An 18921-nucleotide genomic window follows, 5' to 3' on the forward strand; every position below is an offset into this window, starting at 1 on the left:
GCCCCCGTACGGTCAGGCCATGCCCTGGTGGCGCAACAGTGCGTCCAGGCTGGGCTCGCGGCCGCGGAAGGCTTTGAACGACTCCATTGCCGGCCGACTGCCGCCGGATTCGAGGATGGCCTCGCGGTATCTGCGGCCCGTCTCCACGCTGGGCAGGCCGTCGGGTCCGGCCGTCTCCTCGAACGCGGCGTAGGCGTCGGCACTCAGCACTTCGGCCCACTTGTAGCTGTAGTAGCCGGCCGCATAGCCGCCCGCGAAGATGTGGCTGAAGGTGTGGGCCGTGCGGCTGAACGCGGGGGCGGGCAGCACGGCCACTTCTTCGCGCACCTGGCGCAGGAGCGGCATGAAGTCGGCGTCCGGCGCGTGTTCGGTGTGCAGCAGCATGTCGAACAGCGAGAACTCGATCTGGCGCAGCGTCTGCATGCCGCTCTGGTAGTTCTTGCCGGCCAGCATCTTGTCGTACAGCGCGCGCGGCAGCGGCTCGCCGGTGTCCACGTGGGCGGTCATGTGGCGCAGCACATCCCATTCCCAGCAGAAGTTCTCCATGAACTGGCTGGGCAGCTCGACCGCGTCCCATTCGACGCCGCTGATGCCCGAGACGTCGTGCTCGTCGATCTGCGTCAGCATGTGTTGCAGGCCGTGGCCGAACTCATGGAACAGCGTGGTCACATCGTCGTGCGTGAGCAAGGGCGGCTTGCCGTCCACGCCGGCCGCGAAGTTGCAGACCAGCTGTGCGACGGGGGTCTGCAGCTGGCCGTCGTCGGGCCGCAGCCAGCGTGCGCGCACGTCGTCCATCCACGCGCCACCGCGCTTGCCGCTGCGGGCCGAGGGGTCCAGGTAGAACTGGCCGACCAATTGCGGCTCGCCGCCTGCCAGCGCGGCGGCGCGCTCGATCCGGTAGAACTCCACCGTGGGATGCCAGACCGGTGCGTAGTCGCGGCGGATCGTCACCTCGAACAGGGTCTCGACGATCTTGAACAGGCCGGCCAGCACCTTGGGCGCGGTGAAGTACTGCTTGACCTCCTGCTCGCTGAACGCGTAGCGCTGCTCCTTGAGCTGCTCGCCGACGTAGGCCCAGTCCCAGGGCTGCGGATCGGGCAGGTGCAGCGTGCTGGCCGCGAACGCGCGCAGGTCGGCCACGTCCTTTTCGGCGTAAGGCCGGGCGCGCCTGGCCAGATCGCGCAGGAAGCCGATGACCTGGGCCGGCGAGTCGGCCATCTTGGGCACGACCGACACCTCGCCGAAGTTGGCATAGCCCAGCAAACGAGCCTCTTCCTGGCGCAGGGCCAGGATCTCGCGGATCAAGGCGCTGTTGTCGAAGCGAATGCCGTCGCCCTCGGCCTGGTCGGAGGCGCGCGTGACGTAGGCGCGGTACAGGCGTTCGCGCAGTGCGCTGCTCCTGGCGAACTGCATGATGGGCAGGTACATGGGCAGCTTCAGCGTGAGCTTGAAGCCGGCCTTGTCTTCGGCCTCGGCAGCCTCGCGCGCGGCCTGGCGCACGTCGGGCGGCACGCCGTCCAGCTCGTCTTCGGTCGCGTAGTAGGCATAGGCGTCGGTCGCATCGAGCGCGTTTTCGCTGAACTTCTGCGCCAGCTCGGCCTGGCGCTCCTGGATCGCTGCAAAGCGCTCCTTGTCGGCCCCGGTCAGCTCGGCGCCGCTCAATACGAAGTTGCGCATGGCGTTGCGGTGGGCCTGGCGCTGCGCCGGGTTCAGGGCTGCGGTGTCGATGGCCTTGTACTTGGCGTATAGCCGTTCGTCCGCGCCCAGGCGCGTCCAGAACTCGGTGACGCGGGGCAGGGCTTCGTTGTAGGCCGCGCGCAGCTCAGGCGTGTCGGCCACGGCATTCAGGTGGCCGACGGCATTCCAGGCGCGGCCCAGGCGCTCGGTGGCGGTGTCGAGCACGCGCGCGATGCCGGTCCAGTCGGCTGGGAAGTCCGCTGCGGTGACCTGCTCCAGTGCGGCGTCGGCGTCGGCCAGCAGGGTATCCAGGGCCGGCGCCACATGCTCGGGGCGGATCTGGTCGAACAGCGGAAGGTCGGAGAACGAAAGGAGTGGGTTGGGCTGCATGCACCGCATTTTGCGGCAAGCATGCAAAACGCAAGCCGGTGGGGAAATCGCTCAGCGCTGCGCCATGCGCTCGGCGGCTTCCAGCGTGTTGACCAGCAACATGGTCACGGTCATCGGGCCGACGCCGCCCGGCACCGGCGTGATCCAGCCAGCGACTTCGCGCACACCTGCGAAGTCGACATCGCCACACAGCTTGCCTTCGTCGTTGCGGTTCATGCCCACGTCGATGACCACGGCACCGGGCTTGACCATGTCGGCCGTGAGCGTGTTGCGCCGGCCCACGGCCGCGACGACGACGTCTGCCTGGCGCGTGAACGCTGCGAGGTCGGCTGTCGCGCTGTGGCAGATGGTCACGGTCGCGTTCTTCTGCAGCAGCATCAAGGCCATGGGCTTGCCCACGTTGTTGCTGCGGCCGATCACGACGGCATGCTTGCCCTTGAGCTCGATGCCCGTGCTTTCCAGCAGCTTGATGCAGCCGTAGGGCGTGCACGACCAGAAGCCCGGCGTGCCCGTCATCAGCGCGCCGGCGCTGGCGACATGGAAACCGTCCACGTCCTTGGCCGGGGCGATGGCCTCGATGACTTTTTGCGCATCGATGTGCCTGGGCAACGGCAGCTGCACCAGGATGCCGTGGATGCTGGGGTCCTCGTTGAGCGCCGCCACGCGCGCCAGCAAATCCGCCTCCGACAGGCTCGCGTCGTAACGCTCCAGCACCGAGTGCAGTCCGGCCTGCTGGCAGGCTTCGACCTTCTTGCCCACATAGACCTGGCTCGCAGGGTCTTCGCCGACCAGCACGACGGCCAGGCCGGGCGTCACGCCGCGCGCCTTCAGCGCCTGGGTGCGCTCGGCCACTTCGGCGCGCAATTGCTTGGCCACGGCATTGCCGTCGATGAGTTGTGCAGTCATGTCGTTCTCCATGAGAAACGCCCGTCAACCGGAGGGTCGACGGGCGTGGTGGGTACGGGGTGGGTCAGGCTTTGGCCGGCTGCTGGCCGAGTGCGATCTTGAGCAGGTCGGCGACCGTGTTGGCATTCAGCTTTTCCATGATGTTGGCGCGGTGCGCCTCCACCGTCTTGATGCTGATGCCCAGGTCGTCGGCGATCTGCTTGTTGAGCCGGCCGGCCACGATGCGCTCGAGCACCTGGGTTTCGCGCGACGTCAGCTTGGACAGCAAGGCGCCGCGGCTGGCGGCTTGCTGGTAATCGGTGAAAGCGTCCTTGGCATGGTCCAGCATGCGCTCGACCAATTGCACGAGTTCTTCTTCCTTGAACGGCTTCTGGATGAAGTCCATCGCGCCCTTCTTCATCGTGTCCACCGCCATCGGCACGTCGCCATGGCCGGTGATGAAGACGATGGGCAAGGGCGACTTGCGCTCGATGAGTTTGTCCTGCAGCTCCAGGCCGCTCATGCCGCCCATGCGGATGTCGACGATCAGGCAGGCGACCTCACGCGCATCGAACCGGCTCAGGAACGACTCGGCCGACTCGAAACAGCGCACGCGATAGTCCTTGCCTTCCAGCAACCACTGGAGCGAATCGCGCACGGCTTCGTCGTCGTCGACGACATAGACAGTACCTTTTTTCGGAATCAAACTCATGCGGGTACTCCGGTGCTTTTGCTGGTGTTGGCTGGATTTGGCAGGGTGTTGGCCGCTTTTGCCAACGGAATCCAGAAAGAAAACCGGCATCCCATGCACTCTGGGCCATTGTAAATGTTCTCTGCCTGCATTCTTCCCAAGTGCGATTCGACGATGCTGCGGCACAGGTTGAGCCCGATGCCCATGCCATGCGCCTTGGTGGAGAAAAACGCCTCGAACAAATGTTCCATGACTTCAGGCGCCAGCCCGGTGCCCGTGTCGGTCACGGCGAACTCAATCCCCGGCGCATCCTCGACCTGCTTGGGTAGCACGCGCAACTCGATGTTGCGACGCTGCAGGGGTCGCTGCGCGGAATCGATGGCTTCGGCCGCGTTGCGCAGCAGGTTGATCAGCACCTGCTCGATCAGGATGGGGTCGACGATCAGGGGCGGCAGGCGTGCCGCCACGTAATGGCTGAGCCGCACGTTGCGGCGCCTCAGTTCGATGCCTGCCAGTTCCACTGATTCGTGGACGATGTCCTGCACGTTTGAGACCGTGCGATTCGGTTCGCTGCGTTTCACGAACGACTGGATGCGGTGAATGATCTGCCCCGCGCGCTGCGCCTGGCGCGCGGTCTTTTCGAGCGCTGCGAGCAGATCGTCATGCGCAATGCCGTTGCCCCGCAGGCGCGAGACCATGCCACTGCAGTAGTTGCTGATGGCGGCCAGCGGCTGGTTCAATTCGTGCGCCACGCTGGAGGCCATCTCGCCCATCGTGATCAGCCGGCTGGAGGTCTGGGCGCGCTCGGCCTGCGTCGCCGCCTGTTCCTCGGCGAGGCGGCGTGGCGTGATGTCGGTGGCGATCACCATCTGCACCAAGCGGCCGTCCACCCAGCTCAAATAACGCGCGCGCACTTCCAGCCACTTGCCGAGTTCGGGGGCGTGGATTTCCGCGCTTTCCGTTTCCCCGGTGGTCAGCGAATCGGTGGGCAGCCCGGCAAAGGCGTCGACATCGTCCAGCCCTTCTTCCACGGCCGGTGTGGGCGGCATGCCGGCGCGTGCCACCAGCATCTCGTGGCCACGCGTCTGGGCGCCGAACCACAGGCGGTACAGCTTGTTGGCGAACAGCAATTCCGGGCTGCCGAGCGGCGCCACCGAGACCGCGGCATCCAGGGCCTCGAGCACGGTGGTGAAGCGCTCGTACGACGCAGAGAGCTGCTCGCGGATGCGGTTGGGCTCCGTGATGTCGGTCATCGATGTCATCCAGCCGGTCTGCTTGCCCACGGCATCGATGAGCGGCGAGACGTACAGCCGTGCGTCGAACAACGAGCCGTCGCGCCGCTTCACGCGCACCTGGAAGCCCGAAGGCGTGCTGCGCCCGTTCAATTCGTCTTCGAGTCGGGCGATCAGGAACTCCAGGTCTTCCTCGGGCCAGTAGGGAAACGGCGCGGTGCGGCCCACGAGTTCGTTCTCGCTCCAGCCTGTCATCTGGCAAAAGGCTGCGTTCACATAGGTGATGCGGCCCTGCATGTCCAGCGCGCGCATGCCGGTCAGCATGGAGTTCTCCATTGCGCGGCGAAAGTTGGTCTCTGCAATCAGGGCCTGCTGCGCCTGTTGACGGCGACGCGTGTGGCTCCAGTTGCCTATCAGCATCCAAGCCGTCAGCACCGACAGCGCGCCGACCAGCCAGAACAGGCCGGTGCCGACCAGGCCCTGCGAGGTGCGGTAGGCCTGCGCACGCAACATCAGCCCGTTGCCGACCGGCGACACCGGCACTTCGTAATACTCGGCCTGGCTGGACCAGGGCAACAGCCGCGTGCCCGCCGGGGCCTGTGGCACGGCATTGCCTGCCAGGACGCGCCCATTCGCGGCGAGTAAGGCCACGGCGTATTTGTTCAACACCTCAGCCGGAACGCCGTGGCGTAGCAGCCCGTCCGGCGCGTACTCGGCCAGCACCACGCCCGAGAAGCGGCCGCGGTCCGTTAGCGGGATGTGCAGCTGCAGCAGCGGTGTCGCATCGTTGCTGCCCAGCGGCTGACCATAGACGGGCTGGTGCAGGTCGCGCGCCAGGCTGAAATTGGTTTCGGTCTCGCCGGGCAGCAGCACGTCGTCGACCAGGCGCATCAAAGGCGTGTGCAGGCTGGGCGTGGCGTAGCTGGTCTTGATACGGCGGCGTTCGTCGATCCAGGTGACGGCCTGCAGCTCCGGGTATTGCGCGATCAGCGACTGCGAGCGGCTGACAAACTCCTCGACGTCGATCTCCTCATTGCCGGCATCCCGCGCAACGCGCATCAGCTGTTCCTGGCGCTCCAGAAGGCGCAGGCGGATCTGCTGCTGCGCGTATTCCACGTCGCGCTTCACGGCTTCCTGTTCGCGGTCCATTTCTTCCAGCCGCAGATACAGGAACGACGAGGCGATCGCGGCCAGGAACAGCACCACCGCGACCAACGGCGCCAGTGCAGCAAATCGGTCCTGGCGATGCGGCGCCTGGCGCCGCCACCAAACGCGCCAACGCCCGGCCAGGCGGCTGGCGCCAGAGCTGTTCGGTGCGGTATTGGAAGGGGCGGGCGGCCTCATGGGCGGCAGTGTATGTGAGGGTTTGCAGCAGTTGCCGGCGTTGCCATTCCATGCGGGATTTGTTCACGCATTCCCCGTTCATATTTTCATAATGCGGAGTTGTAAATTGCTATTTGAAAATCGAAACATTTATGGGAAACTCCCGGACGGTCAAAAAACCCGTATCAAAATACCGCTGATCAATCCAAGGAGACCGCATGTCAGCCCAACCCCAGAACCTGTCTGGCGCCGCCGCGAACGACGCGAAGGACACGGACCACCAAGAGACCCGTGAATGGATGGACGCGCTGTCCGCGGTCATCGCCAGCGATGGTCCTGAGCGTGCGCACTTCCTCCTCGAGCAACTGCTCGAACACGCGCGCCAGAGCAGTGTTGACATGCCGTTCTCGGCCAACACCGGCTACGTGAACACCATCGAGCCCAGCCAGGAAGCCCGCAGCCCCGGCAACCTCGAGATCGAACAGCGCCTGCGTGCCTACATGCGCTGGAATGCCATGGCCATGGTGGTCAAGGCGAACCGCCACCATCCGCCCGAAGGCGGTGACCTGGGTGGCCACATCGGCTCATTCGCCTCGCTGGCCAGCATGTTCGGCGCCGGCTTCAACCACTTCTGGCAAGCCGAAAGCGAAAAGCACGGCGGCGACCTGCTGTACATCCAGGGCCACGTCTCGCCCGGCATCTACGCCCGCGCCTACCTCGAAGGCCGCCTGACCGAAGAGCAATTGCTGAACTTCCGCCAGGAAGTCGACGGCAAGGGCCTGTCGAGCTACCCGCACCCCAAGCTGATGCCGGAGTTCTGGCAGTTCCCCACCGTGTCCATGGGCCTGGGCCCGCTGATGGCCATCTACCAGGCCCGCTTCCTGAAATACCTGCACGCCCGCGGCATCGCCGACACGGCCAACCGCAAGGTCTGGGTGTTCTGTGGCGACGGCGAAATGGACGAAGTCGAATCGCTGGGCGCCATCGGCTTGGCCGCACGCGAGAAGCTCGACAACCTGGTCTTCGTCATCAACTGCAACCTGCAGCGCCTGGACGGCCCGGTGCGCGGCAACGGCAAGATCATCCAGGAGCTCGAAGGCGAGTTCCGCGGTTCCGGCTGGAACGTCATCAAGCTGATCTGGGGCAAGGGTTGGGACGCGCTCCTGGCCAAGGACCACGACGGCGCGCTGCGCGAACTGATGATGAACACGAACGACGGCGACTACCAGGCCATGAAGGCCAACGACGGCGCCTACGTCCGCAAGAACTTCTTCGGCCGTGACCCGCGCACCGCCAAGATGGTCGAGAACATGAGTGACGACGAGATCTGGGCGCTGCAGCGCGGCGGCCACGATTCGCAGAAGGTCTACGCCGCGTTCCACGCCGCGCAGAACCACCAGAACCAGCCCACCGTGCTGCTGGTCAAGACCGTCAAGGGCTTCGGCATGGGCAAGGTCGGTGAGGGCAAGAACAATGTCCACCAGACCAAGAAGCTGGCCGATGAGGACATCAAGGCCTTCCGCGATCGCTTCAACATCCCGGTGCCCGACAGCCAGCTGGCCGAGCTGCCGTTCTACAAGCCGGCCGACGACACCCCCGAGATGAAGTATCTGCACGAGCGCCGCAAGGCCCTGGGCGGTTACCTGCCGCACCGCCGGACCAAGGCCGATGAAAGTTTCACGGTTCCGCCGCTGGAAACCTTCAAGTCGGTGATCGAGCCCTCGGCCGAAGGCCGCGAGATCTCCACCACGCAGGCTTACGTGCGCTTCCTCACGCAACTGCTGCGCGACCAGGCCCTGGGCCCGCGCGTGGTGCCCATCCTGGTGGATGAAGCCCGCACCTTCGGCATGGAAGGCCTGTTCCGCCAGATCGGCATCTACAACCCCGCAGGCCAGCAGTACACCCCGGTCGACAAGGACCAGGTCATGTACTACAAGGAAGACAAGGCCGGCCAGATCCTGCAGGAAGGCATCAACGAAGCCGGCGGCATGGCCAGCTGGATCGCTGCGGCCACCAGCTACAGCACCAACAACCGCATCATGGTGCCGTTCTACGTGTACTACTCGATGTTCGGCTTCCAGCGCATCGGCGACCTGGCCTGGGCGGCCGGCGACATGCAGGCACGCGGCTTCCTGCTGGGCGGCACCTCGGGCCGCACCACGCTGAACGGTGAAGGTCTGCAGCACGAAGACGGCCACAGCCACATCCTGGCCGGCACGATTCCCAACTGCGTCAGCTACGACCCGACCTTCGCGCATGAAGTCGGCGTGATCCTGCACCATGGCCTCAAGCGCATGGTCGAGCGCCAGGAAAACGTCTACTACTACATCACGCTGCTGAACGAAAACTACCCCATGCCCGGCCTGCAGCCCGGCACCGAAGAGCAGATCATCAAGGGCATGTACCTGGCCAAGCAGGGCCCTGCCCTGGACGCCAAGGCGCCCACCGTCCAACTGCTGGGCAGCGGCACCATCCTGCGTGAAAGCTTCTTTGCGCAAGAGCTGCTGGAAAAGGACTGGGGCGTGTCTGCTTCCGTCTGGAGCTGCCCGAGCTTCAACGAACTGGCACGGGACGGCCAGGACGCCGACCGCTGGAACCTGCTGCACCCAACGGAAACGCCGCGCGTGCCCTTCGTGGGCCAGCAGCTGGCGGCCTCGACCGGCCCCGTGGTCGCGTCCACCGACTACATGAAGTCCTACGCCGAGCAGATCCGTCTGTTCATGCCCAAGGGCCGCAACTACAAGGTGCTGGGCACCGACGGCTTCGGCCGGAGCGACTTCCGCAGCAAGCTGCGCGAGCACTTCGAGATCAACCGCCATTACATCGTCGTGGCGGCACTCAAGGCCTTGAGCGAAGACGGCACCGTGCCTGTGGCCAAGGTGGCCGAGGCCATCAAGAAATACGGCATCAAGACCGACAAGGTCAACCCGCTGTACGCCTGACCCCACAACCACAACGAGCGAGACGAACAACATGGCATTGGTGGAAGTGCAAGTCCCCGACATCGGGGATTTCGATGAAGTGACGGTCATCGAAGTGATGGTGAAAGTGGGCGACACGGTCAAGGCCGAGCAATCGCTGATCACCGTCGAATCGGACAAGGCCTCGATGGAGATCCCATCCAGCGCCGCCGGCGTGGTCAAGGAGATCAAGGTCAAGATCGACGACAAGGTCAAGCAGGGCTCGCTGGTCCTGGTGCTGGAAGCTGCGGGTGATGCCGCCGCACCGGCGCCTGCCCCAGCGCCTGCTGCGGCCCCAGCCCCGGCGCCTGCGGCTGCGGCACCGGCTGCCGCGGCCCAGGCGCCAGCGCAGGGCGGCGGCGTGGTCGAAGTCCGCATCCCGGACATCGGCGACTTCAAGGACGTGGCCGTCATCGAAGTCATGGTCAAGCCCGGCGACAGCATCAAGCTGGAGCAGTCGCTGATCACCGTCGAATCGGACAAGGCGTCGATGGAGATCCCTTCGTCCGCCGCTGGCGTGCTAAAGGAACTCAAGGTCAAGGTCGGCGACACCGTCAACATCGGCGATCTGCTGGGCACGGTCGAGAGCGCAGGCGGCGCACCTGCCGCCGCGCCGGCCGCGGCCCCTGCGGCTGCCGCCCCCGCACCGGCCGCCAGGAGCGAGGCACCTGCCGCCGCGCCGGCTGCCGCAGCGCCCGCACCCGCTGCCGCCCACAACCCGACCACGGCCCCCACGGGCGCCATGCCGCACGCATCGCCCTCGGTGCGCAAGTTCGCCCGCGAACTCGGCGTGCCGCTGGCTGAGGTCAAGGGCTCCGGCCCCAAGGGCCGCATCACGCAGGACGACGTCCAGGCGTTCACCAAGTCCGTCATGAGCGGTGCTGTGCAGACCAAGGCCCAGGCTGCCAAGGCCCCGTCCGGCGGCGGCGGCGGTGGTGGCGACGGCGCGGGACTGGGCCTGATCCCGTGGCCCAAAGTCGACTTCACGAAGTTCGGCGAGATCGAGCGCAAGCCGATGGGCCGGATCAAGAAGATCAGCGGCGCCAACCTGCACCGCAACTGGGTCGTCATCCCGCACGTCACCAACCATGACGACGCCGACATCACCGACCTGGAAGCCTTCCGCGTCTCCACCAACAAGGAGAACGAGAAGTCGGGCGTCAAGGTCACGATGCTGGCCTTCCTGATCAAGGCATCCGTCGCCGCGCTCAAGAAGTTCCCCGAGTTCAACGCTTCGCTGGACGGCGAGGAACTGGTGCTCAAGAAGTACTTCCACATCGGTTTTGCGGCCGACACGCCGAATGGCCTGGTCGTGCCCGTGATCAAGGACGCCGACAAGAAGGGCGTGCTGCAGATCAGCACCGAGATGAACGAGCTGGCCAAGAAGGCACGCGACGGCAAGCTGGGCCCGGCCGACATGAGCGGCGCCTGCTTCACGATCAGCTCGCTGGGCGGCATCGGCGGGCGCTACTTCACGCCCATCATCAACGCGCCCGAAGTCGCGATCCTGGGCGTCTGCAAGAGCACCATCGAGCCCAAGTGGGACGGCAAGGCGTTTCAGCCGCGTCTGATGCTGCCGCTGTCGTTGTCGTGGGACCACCGCGTGATCGACGGCGCGGCCGCTGCGCGCTTCAACGCCTACCTGGGCCAGGTGCTCGGTGACTTCCGGCGCGTGATGCTCTGATCGCATGACGACCGTCGTTGTCGTGAAGAAGGCCGGTCAGGTCGCCATCGCGGCCGACACGCTGGTGACCTTTGGCGACACGCGTCTGACGCACCGCTTCGAGGACAACAGCAAGATCTTCAAGGTCGACACGCCGGCCGGCCCCACCTACGTGGGCATGGCCGGCACGGTGGCGCACTTCCCCGTGCTGCGCAAGGCCCTCACCGGCCTGCCGCCCGAGGAGCTGCGCCTGTCGAGCAAGGACGAAGTGTTCGAGACCTTCACGCGGCTGCACCCGATCCTGAAAGAGAAATTCTTTCTGCAGACCAAGGAAGACGACAGCGACCCCTACGAGTCCAGCCAGTTCAGCGTGGTCATGGCCAATGCCAGCGGCATCTACGGCCTGTACAGCTACCGCGAGGTGTTCGAGTTCAAGGAGTTCTGGGGCATCGGCTCGGGCCGCAGCTTCGCACTCGGCGCGATGCACGCGTCCTCGGGCCGCGTGAAGACCGCGCGTGAACTGGCGCTGATCGGCGTGGAGACCGGCTGCGAATTCGACAAGAACTCGGCCGGCCCGGCCGAGGTGTTCACGGTCAAGTTGAAGACATAGAAAGCGGCCCGGACGAACGGGCGGCCCATGGAGAAACAAATGGCAAATGTGGAAATCAAGGTTCCGGACATTGGCGACTTCGACGAAGTCGCGGTGATCGAAGTGCTGGTCAAGGTCGGCGACACGGTCAAGACCGAGCAGTCGCTGATCACGGTCGAGAGCGACAAGGCCTCGATGGAGATCCCGTCGAGCACGGGCGGCAAGGTCGTCGAGCTCAAGGTCGCCGTGGGCGACAAGGTCAAGGAAGGCTCGGTCATCATGGTGGTGGAGGCGGCCGGCGAGGCTGCCGCGGCAGCACCTGCCCCTGCGACTGCGCCTGCCAAGGCACCTGCACCCGCACCGGCACCCGCGGCTCCCGCACCCGCACCTCAAGCCGCCGGCAGCTTCAAGGGCACGGCAGACCTGGAATGCGACGTGCTGGTGCTCGGCGCCGGCCCCGGCGGCTATTCCGCCGCCTTCCGCGCGGCCGACCTGGGCCTCAAGACCGTGCTGGTCGAGCGCTACGCCACGCTGGGCGGCGTCTGCCTGAACGTGGGCTGCATCCCCTCCAAGGCCTTGCTGCACGTGGCCGCGGTGATGGACGAGGTCAAGCACTTCGCCGACCTGGGCGTGGAGTTCGCCCCGCCCAAGGTCGACCGCGCCAAGCTGCTCGCGCACAAGAACAAGGTGGTGGGCAAGCTCACCGGCGGCCTGACCGCCATGGCCAAGATGCGCAAGGTAACCACCGTGCGCGGCGTCGGCACCTTCCTGGATGCCTACCACCTGGAAGTGGACGAGACCTCCGGCACGAGCTGGGACACGACCGGCAAGAAGCAGGTCATCAAGTTCCGCAATTGCATCATCGCGGCCGGTTCGCAGTCGGTGAGCCTGCCCTTCATGCCCAAGGACGACCCGCGCGTGGTCGACTCCACGGGCGCGCTGGCGATGGGGACCGACCCCAAGCGCATGCTGGTGCTGGGCGGCGGAATCATCGGCCTGGAAATGGGCACGGTGTATTCCACGCTCGGCGCGCGGCTGGACGTGGTGGAGATGCTGGACGGCCTGATGCAAGGCGCCGACCGCGACCTGGTCAAGGTCTGGCAGAAGATGAACGCGCCGCGCTTCGACAACATCATGACCAGCACGAAGACTGTCGGCGCCGAAGCGACCAAGGACGGCATCAAGGTCATGTTCGAAGGCGCCAACGCGCCCAAGGAGCCGCAGGTCTACGACCTGGTGCTGCAGGCCGTGGGCCGCAGCCCCAACGGCAAGAAGATCGGCGCCGACAAGGCCGGCGTGGCCGTGACCGACCGCGGCTTCATCAACGTCGACATCCAGATGCGCACCAACGTGCCGCACATCTTCGCCATCGGCGACATCGTGGGCCAGCCCATGCTGGCGCACAAGGCGGTGCACGAGGCGCATGTGGCCGCCGAGGTCATCGCCGGTGAGCAAAAGGGCGACAAGGAACTGGCCAGCGCCGCGTTCAACGCGCGCGTGATCCCCAGCGTGGCCTACACCGACCCCGAGGTGGCCTGGGTCGGCCTCACGGAAGACCAGGCCAAGGCCGAAGGCATCAAGGTCAAGAAGGGCCACTTCCCGTGGTCGGCTTCGGGCCGGGCGATTGCCAATGGCCGCGACGAAGGCTTCACCAAGCTGCTGTTCGACGCCGAGACGCACCGCATCCTGGGCGGCGGCATCGTCGGCACGCATGCCGGCGACATGATCGGCGAGGTGGCCCTGGCCATCGAGATGGGCGCCGACGAGATCGACATCGGCAAGACCATCCACCCGCACCCCACGCTGGGCGAGAGCATCGGCATGGCGGCCGAGGTGGCGCATGGGACGTGTACGGACTTGCCGCCTGCGCGGAAGTAAGCACCGTCAAGCTGGCCATTGCTGAAAGGGCCCGGACTGGCAACGGTCCGGGCTTTTGTTTTGATGAAGTCGAGCCGATCACGATCGCTGTCGCGGAACTGGCGTGAAGTCGACTACTTCAACTCGACCTTGATCCCATCGGCCAGCACCGTGATGGCGCCGATCTCGTAGGTCTTCAAACCCACGGTCAGCTCCTCCTTCGTGAAGGTGCGCAGCGCCCGGCCCTGCAGCAGTTCTTGCGCGACCAGCCCGCCGATGCGCTGCAGGCGTTCGGCATTGCTGCCGGTCACACCCTGCAGCGTCAGCCGCTCGGCCTTGGGCTGGTCCAGCTGCAGGGCCCGCGTCGCCGGGTCGTAGCGCAGCGCGCTGCTGAGCGCCACCACCCCATCGACCACGCCGGCCGCCAGCAGCGGGCTGGTGATCGATAGCTGGGCCGTGATGGCCGCGCGGTTGGCTGCGGCATTCAGGCCCAGCTGCGGGTCGCGCAGCGCCACCGTGAAGATTTCGGCGTAGCGCTGCGCCAGCGGGAACTGCTTGGTGACGAGCGCCTGCAGCTCCGCATGGCTGGCTGTGTACTCGCTGGTCCAGAAATTGAAGCCGGCCAGCGCGCGCAGCGGCAGTGCGGCACCGAGCAAGGCAAGTGACAGATGGCGGCGTGAGAGGGCGGACATGCGGCGTTGCGAAGAGGCAGCCCGCCATTGTGGGGCGGCGCGTCAAACCCCGGCCGGGCCTGCGGTCTTGCGCTCAGGCCGCGCGCAGACGCCAGCGCACGGCCGCCAGTCCGATCAAAGTCAGCACCGCGAACCCCGCGCCTGCCAGAAAGGTGCCTTGGTGGCCCACCGCGTCCCACAGCGCCCCGGCGATCACGCTGGCCAGCAGCAGCGCCACGCCCGTCAACAGGTTGAACATGCCGAAGGCCGTGCCGCGCAGTTCGGCCGGTGCGTGGTCGGCGATCATGGCGTTGAACAGGCCCTGCGTGAAACCCATGTGCAGCCCCCACAGCGCCACGCCCAACGCCAGGCCCCAGGCGTCGCCAGCAAACGCCAGCACCAGATCGGCAGCGACCAGCAGCACCAGCCCGGCACTCAGCACGGCCGTGCGGCTCACGCGGTCGGACAGCGCGCCGGCCGGATAGGCCGACAGCGCATAGGCCACACCCATCACCACCAGCACGGCGGGTGCCCACATGAGCGGCAGGCCGACGGACTCCGCGCGCAGGATCAGGAAGGCCTCGCTGAAGCGCGCGAGCGTGAACACCGTGGCCACACCCACCACCCACCAGTAGGGCGTGCCCAGCCGGGCCAGCTCGCTGCGACTGAGCGGCGCGCGCACCTGGCGTGGCGCGACCACCTTGGGCTCGCGCACCGCGAACACCAGTACCGCCACGGCCAGGAAGGCCGGCACCACGGCGACCCAGAACACGGTCTGGAAGTTGTTCGCCGTCCACCACATCAGGCCCATGGCCAGCAGCGGGCCTGTGAAAGCGCCGATGGTGTCCAGCGTCTGGCGCAGGCCAAAGGCGGCGCCGCGCAGGTGCGCGGGCGCGATGTCGGCCACCAGCGCATCGCGCGGCGCACCGCGGATGCCCTTGCCCACGCGGTCGACGAAGCGCGCGCCCACCAGCCATTCCAGCGCGGGCGCCAGCGGGAACACCGGCTTGGTCAGCGCGCCCAGGCCGTAGCCCACCACGGCCAGCAGCTTGCGCTTGCCGAGCCGGTCGCTCAGCGCGCCCGAGAACACCTTGGTAATCGAGGCCGTGGCCTCGGCGATGCCTTCGATCAGCCCCACGGCCAGCACCGAGGTGCCCAGCACCGTCACCATGTACAGCGGCAGCAGCGCATGGATCATCTCGGAGGAGATGTCCATGAGCATGGAGACGAAGCCCAGCGCCCACACGCCGCCGGGGATGGCGCTGGAGCAAGCAGGTGTGGGCGGCTGGGAATCGGTGGTGGGCGTCGAAGGCACAGCGGTTTGTAGCGGCAAGCCGTGCAGTATCGATGACGGACTAATTGGCGCTGATCTTGCGCTCGCGCACGATGGCGCTCCACTTCGCGTCTTCCTGCTTCATGAACGCCGTCAGCTCGGCTCGCGTGGTCGGTTGCGGCGTCAGGCCGTGCTTCTCCAGCGCGTCCTTCACGCCCGGATCGTGCAGTACCTTCACGATCTCCAGGTTCCAGCGTTCCAGCAGCGGCGCGGGCGTCTTGCCGGGTGCCACGAAGGCGTACCAGTTCAAGGCCTCGAAGCCAGGGTAGCCAGACTCGGCCACCGTGGGAATGCTCGGCATGTAGGCCGGCCGCGCCAGCCCGGTCGTGGCCAGCGGCACCAGGCGGCCGCTCTCCACGTGCGGCAAGGCAGTGGGCGGTGCCGAAAAGTAGGAGGCAATGCGTTCGCCCAGCAAATCTTGCAGCGCTGGTGCGCCGCCCTTGTAGGGCACATGCACCATCTCCACCCCGGCGCGCTGGTTGAAGAGCTCGCCCGCCAGGTGCGATGCCGACCCGGCACCGGTGGAGGCGAAGTCCACCGCGTCGGGCTTCTTCTTCGCCAAGGCCACGAACTCGGCGAGGTTCTTCACGCCCAGGCCCTTGTGGGCGACCAGCACGTTCGGAAAGTTCACGCCGCCCGAGATCGCGGCGAGGTCCTTGAACGGGTCGTACGGCAGCTTCATGAGGTGCGGCGCAATCGTCAACGGGCCGATGGAGCCGAACAACAGCACCGAGCCGTCGGCTGCGGCGTTGGCCACGAACTGGTGGGCGATGTTGCCGCCCGCGCCGCCCTTGTTGTCCACCACGACCGCTTGGCCGATGTTATCGCCCAGCTTCTTGGCGATCAGCCGCGCGGCCGCGTCCGCAGCGCCGCCAGCCGCGAAGCCGACGACCAGCGTGACCGGCTTCTTGGGCGGAAAGTCCTGCGCCTGCGGGATGCCGCACAGCAGCAGCGTGGCGCCGGCCAGCGCGGTGGCGCGCAGCATGTGTCTTTTGTTCATCGTGGGCTCCTTGGTGTTGAATCAGTCGCTGCCCAAGCCGATGGGGTTGGGCTGGCGTTTCTCTACTGCATGGCGCAGCAGCGCGGCCGTGCGGAAGATGCCGTGGGCGAATTTGCCGTAGGGCAGGGTGGCGAACAGCGCCATCACGGCGCCCAGGTGCAGGCACAGTGCCAGCGCCAGGGCCGGCGTGCCGCGCGCCAGCCACAGCGCCAGGCCGCTGGCGCTGGTCAAGAACAGCAGCGCGATGAAGCCGCGGTCCATGGGCTTCTGTGCCGCATCGCCATGCTCAGGGTGGCGTCGCAGGTTCAGCCGCCACAGCCCGGCCGTGCCCACCATCAGGCTGATGCCGCCCACCACGCCCAGCAGCTTGGGCAGGCTGGGCAGTTCGTAGGGCGCCACCCAGCCGAAGGCGTAGTGGTAGAGCGTGGCCACACTGGTGGCTGCAAAGCACAGCATGAAGCCGTAGAACGTGAGGTGATGCATGCGCCTGCGTGCCAGCGTGTGGGCGTCGTCCTCGTTGTGGCAACCCTCGCCGTGGCCGCCGTCCAGGTACTTGAGGCGCAACACGGCGTCGGCCGCCTCGGCCGTGGCCGGCGGTGTCAGCGCCGCGCCGCTGGTGGCAGGCAGCACCTCGCGCCAGAAGCGGCGTACGCCCAGCGCCAGCGCCAGCGTGGCGAAGAGGAACACCGGCGCGAACAGGCCGACCAGCAGGTTGTGCGGAAAGATCGCATAGAAGCCGCCGGTGGGCGACGTGCGCCACAGTGCGGCAAGCCCCTGGCCCTGCAGCACCACGGCCAGCACCAGGAACAGCGCCAGGCCACCCGCCAGCGCCAGGGCCAGCGTGAGCCCGTTGCGCTGGTACAGCGCGCCCAGTGCCCTTGGCCAGGCGTAGTCGGCATAGGTCTGCCCGCGCACCTGGGCCATGGCCTGCGGCACGTTCACGGCGAACGCGTGCGGCGGCGCGTACTGGCAGGCGTGCAGGCAGGCGCCGCAGTTGTGGCACAGGTTGGCCAGGAAGTGGATGTCGGCCTTGCCGAACTCCAGCCGCCGCGTCATGGCCGGAAAGACCGCGCAGAAGCCCTCGCAGTAGCGGCAGGCATTACAGATCTGCATCTGGCGTGCCACCTCGGTCTCGGGCGGGCTCAACACGATCTCGCCGTCGGCCAGCGCGCTGGCATCGCGGACCAGGGCTTCAAGCGCCTGCATGCTGTGCTCCCAAGGCGGACTTGGCCGCGTTCGTTCCGGCAATGCGGCCGAAGGCCGTGCCGATGGACATGCCCACGCCCGCCGTGTAGCCCTTGCCCAGCACGTTGCCGGCCATCATTTCGCCGGCCACGAACAGGTTCTCGCTGGGCGCACCGGCAAAGCGCACGGCCGCGGTCTCGTCGGTCAGCAGGCCCAGGTAGGTGAAGGTCACGCCGGGCTTGAGCGCGTAGCCGTAGAACGGCGGCTTCACGATGGGCCGCGCCCAGTGCGTCTTGGCCGGCTGCACGCCTTCAGTGTGGCAATCGTCCAGCGCGGTGTGGTCGAACGTGCCGACGCGGCAGGCGGCGTTGTAGGCGTCCAGCGTCTGCATGAAGGCTGGCACGGGCAGGCCGAGTTGCTGCGCCAGTTCGGGCAGGCTGTCGGCTCGCACGCCGGGAAACACCGGCGGCATGAAGCGCCCGATGGCCTGGCTGTCGATGATGGAGAAGCCGACCTGCCCCGGCTGCTGCGCCACCAGTCGCCCCCAGATCGCGTAGCGCTTGGGCCAGAAGTCCTCGCCCTCGTCGTAGAAGCGTTCACCGTCGCGGTTCACCACGACGCCCAGCGACACGCAGTCGATGCGCGTGCAGATGCCGCCGTCGTACAGCGGCGCGCGCGCGTCGATGGCCACCATGTGGGCCTGCGTGGCGTCGCCAATGCGCTCGGCGCCGTGGTCCTCCAGCAGGTGCCGCAGCAGCACGCCCTGGTTGAAGCGCGTGCCGCGGATCAGGAAGTTGTCCGACGGCCATTCGCCGCGCGCGTTCTGGCCCCAGGCCTCGCGCAGCCAGTCGCGGTTCGATTCGAAGCCGCCGGCCGCCAGCACGCAGGCCCGCGCCGTGATGCGCTCACCCCGGCAGTGCGCGGCGATGAAGCGGCCGTCCTCGACCTCGATGCGGTCCACCGGTGCGTCGTAGCGCACCTGCACGCCCAGCCGCTCGGCACTGCGGTAGTAGGCGTTCACCAGCGCCTTGCCGCCGCCCATGAAGAACGCATTGGTGCGCGCCACATGCAGCGCGCCCGACAGCGGCGGCTGAAAGTGCACGCCGTGGCTGCGCATCCAGGGCCGGCAGCCCGACGATGCACGGATCACCAGCCGCGCCAGCGCCTCGTTGGTCAGGCCGCCGGTCACCTTCAGCAGGTCCTGCCAGAACTCTTCTTCGGGATAGGCCTCGACCAGCACGTCCTGCGGGGCGTCGTGCATGCAGCGCAGGTTGCGGGTATGGGCGGAATTGCCGCCGCGCCAGGGGCGGGGGGCGGCTTCCAGCAGCAGCACGCTGGCGCCGGCTTCGCGCGCCATCAGCGCGGCGCACAGCGCGGCATTGCCGCCGCCGATGACCAGGACATCGATCACTTCGGAGTCTCCTTGTGGGGTGCCGCGACTCTAGGGACGCGAGCGGCACCGCGA

Annotated in this window: 13 protein-coding genes; 4 read left to right on the plus strand and 9 right to left on the minus strand. The window is 66.9% G+C overall.

Annotation, left to right across the window (positions count from 1 at the left end; genetic code table 11):
* Positions 1–12: 12 nt before the first annotated feature.
* From ASF43_RS12540 to ASF43_RS12555, 4 genes are all read right to left on the minus strand, one after another.
* The gene (locus ASF43_RS12540; RefSeq protein ID WP_056181255.1) at positions 13–2067 is read right to left on the minus strand and encodes a M3 family metallopeptidase; all 2055 of its coding nucleotides are present in this window, start codon (positions 2065–2067) and stop codon (positions 13–15) included.
* Positions 2068–2118: 51 nt separating this feature from the next.
* Positions 2119–2973: a bifunctional methylenetetrahydrofolate dehydrogenase/methenyltetrahydrofolate cyclohydrolase FolD gene (gene folD, locus ASF43_RS12545; RefSeq protein ID WP_056183342.1), complete on the minus strand. Its 855-nt coding sequence runs from the start codon at positions 2971–2973 to the stop codon at positions 2119–2121.
* Positions 2974–3037: 64 nt separating this feature from the next.
* The gene (locus tag ASF43_RS12550; protein WP_056181258.1) at positions 3038–3664 is read right to left on the minus strand and encodes a response regulator transcription factor; all 627 of its coding nucleotides are present in this window, start codon (positions 3662–3664) and stop codon (positions 3038–3040) included.
* Entirely contained in the window at positions 3661–6219 is a 2559-nt protein-coding gene (locus ASF43_RS12555; RefSeq protein ID WP_156373296.1) for a PAS domain-containing sensor histidine kinase, read from the minus strand. The genes ASF43_RS12550 and ASF43_RS12555 overlap by 4 nt, the downstream gene beginning before the upstream one ends.
* 197 nt (positions 6220–6416) lie before the next feature.
* On the opposite strand from ASF43_RS12555, the gene aceE reads away from it, so the two are divergent.
* From aceE to lpdA, 4 genes are read left to right on the plus strand one after another with little or no spacing between them, the layout of a single operon-like run.
* A complete protein-coding gene (gene aceE, locus ASF43_RS12560; RefSeq protein WP_056181264.1) occupies positions 6417–9140 on the plus strand; it encodes a pyruvate dehydrogenase (acetyl-transferring), homodimeric type in 2724 nt (907 codons plus the stop codon).
* Positions 9141–9171: 31 nt separating this feature from the next.
* The gene (aceF, locus tag ASF43_RS12565) at positions 9172–10842 is read left to right on the plus strand and encodes a dihydrolipoyllysine-residue acetyltransferase (RefSeq protein ID WP_056181267.1); all 1671 of its coding nucleotides are present in this window, start codon (positions 9172–9174) and stop codon (positions 10840–10842) included.
* Positions 10843–10846: 4 nt separating this feature from the next.
* Positions 10847–11431: a hypothetical protein gene (locus ASF43_RS12570; RefSeq protein WP_056181270.1), complete on the plus strand. Its 585-nt coding sequence runs from the start codon at positions 10847–10849 to the stop codon at positions 11429–11431.
* A 39-nt stretch (positions 11432–11470) separates the two neighbouring features.
* Positions 11471–13288, plus strand: a complete 1818-nt coding sequence (gene lpdA, locus ASF43_RS12575; RefSeq protein ID WP_056181275.1) for a dihydrolipoyl dehydrogenase — start codon at positions 11471–11473, stop codon at positions 13286–13288.
* A gap of 113 nt (positions 13289–13401) precedes the next feature.
* Here the strand turns inward: lpdA and ASF43_RS12580 are convergent, their stop codons facing one another.
* From ASF43_RS12580 to tcuA, 5 genes are all read right to left on the minus strand, one after another.
* Positions 13402–13959 carry a DUF1439 domain-containing protein gene (locus ASF43_RS12580; protein WP_056181278.1) on the minus strand — a complete coding sequence of 186 codons (558 nt, stop codon included), beginning with the start codon at positions 13957–13959 and terminating at the stop codon, positions 13402–13404.
* Between the two features lie 73 nt (positions 13960–14032).
* Positions 14033–15160, minus strand: coding sequence for an MFS transporter (locus tag ASF43_RS12585; protein WP_082497907.1), 1128 nt, complete (start codon positions 15158–15160; stop codon positions 14033–14035).
* 133 nt (positions 15161–15293) lie between these two features.
* On the minus strand, positions 15294–16271 hold the full coding sequence (locus ASF43_RS12590; protein ID WP_056181283.1) for a tripartite tricarboxylate transporter substrate binding protein: 978 nt from the start codon (positions 16269–16271) through the stop codon (positions 15294–15296).
* 21 nt (positions 16272–16292) lie between these two features.
* Complete coding sequence (tcuB, locus tag ASF43_RS12595) at positions 16293–17477, minus strand: tricarballylate utilization 4Fe-4S protein TcuB (RefSeq protein ID WP_056181285.1); 1185 nt, start codon at positions 17475–17477, stop codon at positions 16293–16295.
* Complete coding sequence (gene tcuA, locus ASF43_RS12600) at positions 17464–18867, minus strand: FAD-dependent tricarballylate dehydrogenase TcuA (RefSeq protein ID WP_056181288.1); 1404 nt, start codon at positions 18865–18867, stop codon at positions 17464–17466. The genes tcuB and tcuA overlap by 14 nt, the downstream gene beginning before the upstream one ends.
* Between the last annotated feature and the right edge of the window lie 54 nt (positions 18868–18921).

This window comes from Pseudorhodoferax sp. Leaf267 (genome assembly GCF_001422405.1).
Classification (GTDB): domain Bacteria; phylum Pseudomonadota; class Gammaproteobacteria; order Burkholderiales; family Burkholderiaceae_C; genus Pseudorhodoferax.

Bases quoted from the DNA above. Each gene is read 5' to 3' on its own strand.
- ASF43_RS12550 (WP_056181258.1), bottom strand. From the start codon at position 3,664: ATGAGTTTGATTCCGAAAAAAGGTACTGTCTATGTCGTCGACGACGAC.
- aceE (WP_056181264.1), top strand. From the start codon at position 6,417: ATGTCAGCCCAACCCCAGAACCTGTCTGGCGCCGCCGCGAACGACGCG.
- ASF43_RS12570 (WP_056181270.1), top strand. From the start codon at position 10,847: ATGACGACCGTCGTTGTCGTGAAGAAGGCCGGTCAGGTCGCCATCGCG.
- tcuB (WP_056181285.1), bottom strand. From the start codon at position 17,477: ATGCAGGCGCTTGAAGCCCTGGTCCGCGATGCCAGCGCGCTGGCCGAC.
- ASF43_RS12585 (WP_082497907.1), bottom strand. From the start codon at position 15,160: ATGCTCATGGACATCTCCTCCGAGATGATCCATGCGCTGCTGCCGCTG.
- ASF43_RS12590 (WP_056181283.1), bottom strand. From the start codon at position 16,271: ATGAACAAAAGACACATGCTGCGCGCCACCGCGCTGGCCGGCGCCACG.
- ASF43_RS12540 (WP_056181255.1), bottom strand. From the start codon at position 2,067: ATGCAGCCCAACCCACTCCTTTCGTTCTCCGACCTTCCGCTGTTCGAC.
- ASF43_RS12580 (WP_056181278.1), bottom strand. From the start codon at position 13,959: ATGTCCGCCCTCTCACGCCGCCATCTGTCACTTGCCTTGCTCGGTGCC.
- ASF43_RS12555 (WP_156373296.1), bottom strand. From the start codon at position 6,219: ATGAGGCCGCCCGCCCCTTCCAATACCGCACCGAACAGCTCTGGCGCC.
- lpdA (WP_056181275.1), top strand. From the start codon at position 11,471: ATGGCAAATGTGGAAATCAAGGTTCCGGACATTGGCGACTTCGACGAA.
- folD (WP_056183342.1), bottom strand. From the start codon at position 2,973: ATGACTGCACAACTCATCGACGGCAATGCCGTGGCCAAGCAATTGCGC.
- aceF (WP_056181267.1), top strand. From the start codon at position 9,172: ATGGCATTGGTGGAAGTGCAAGTCCCCGACATCGGGGATTTCGATGAA.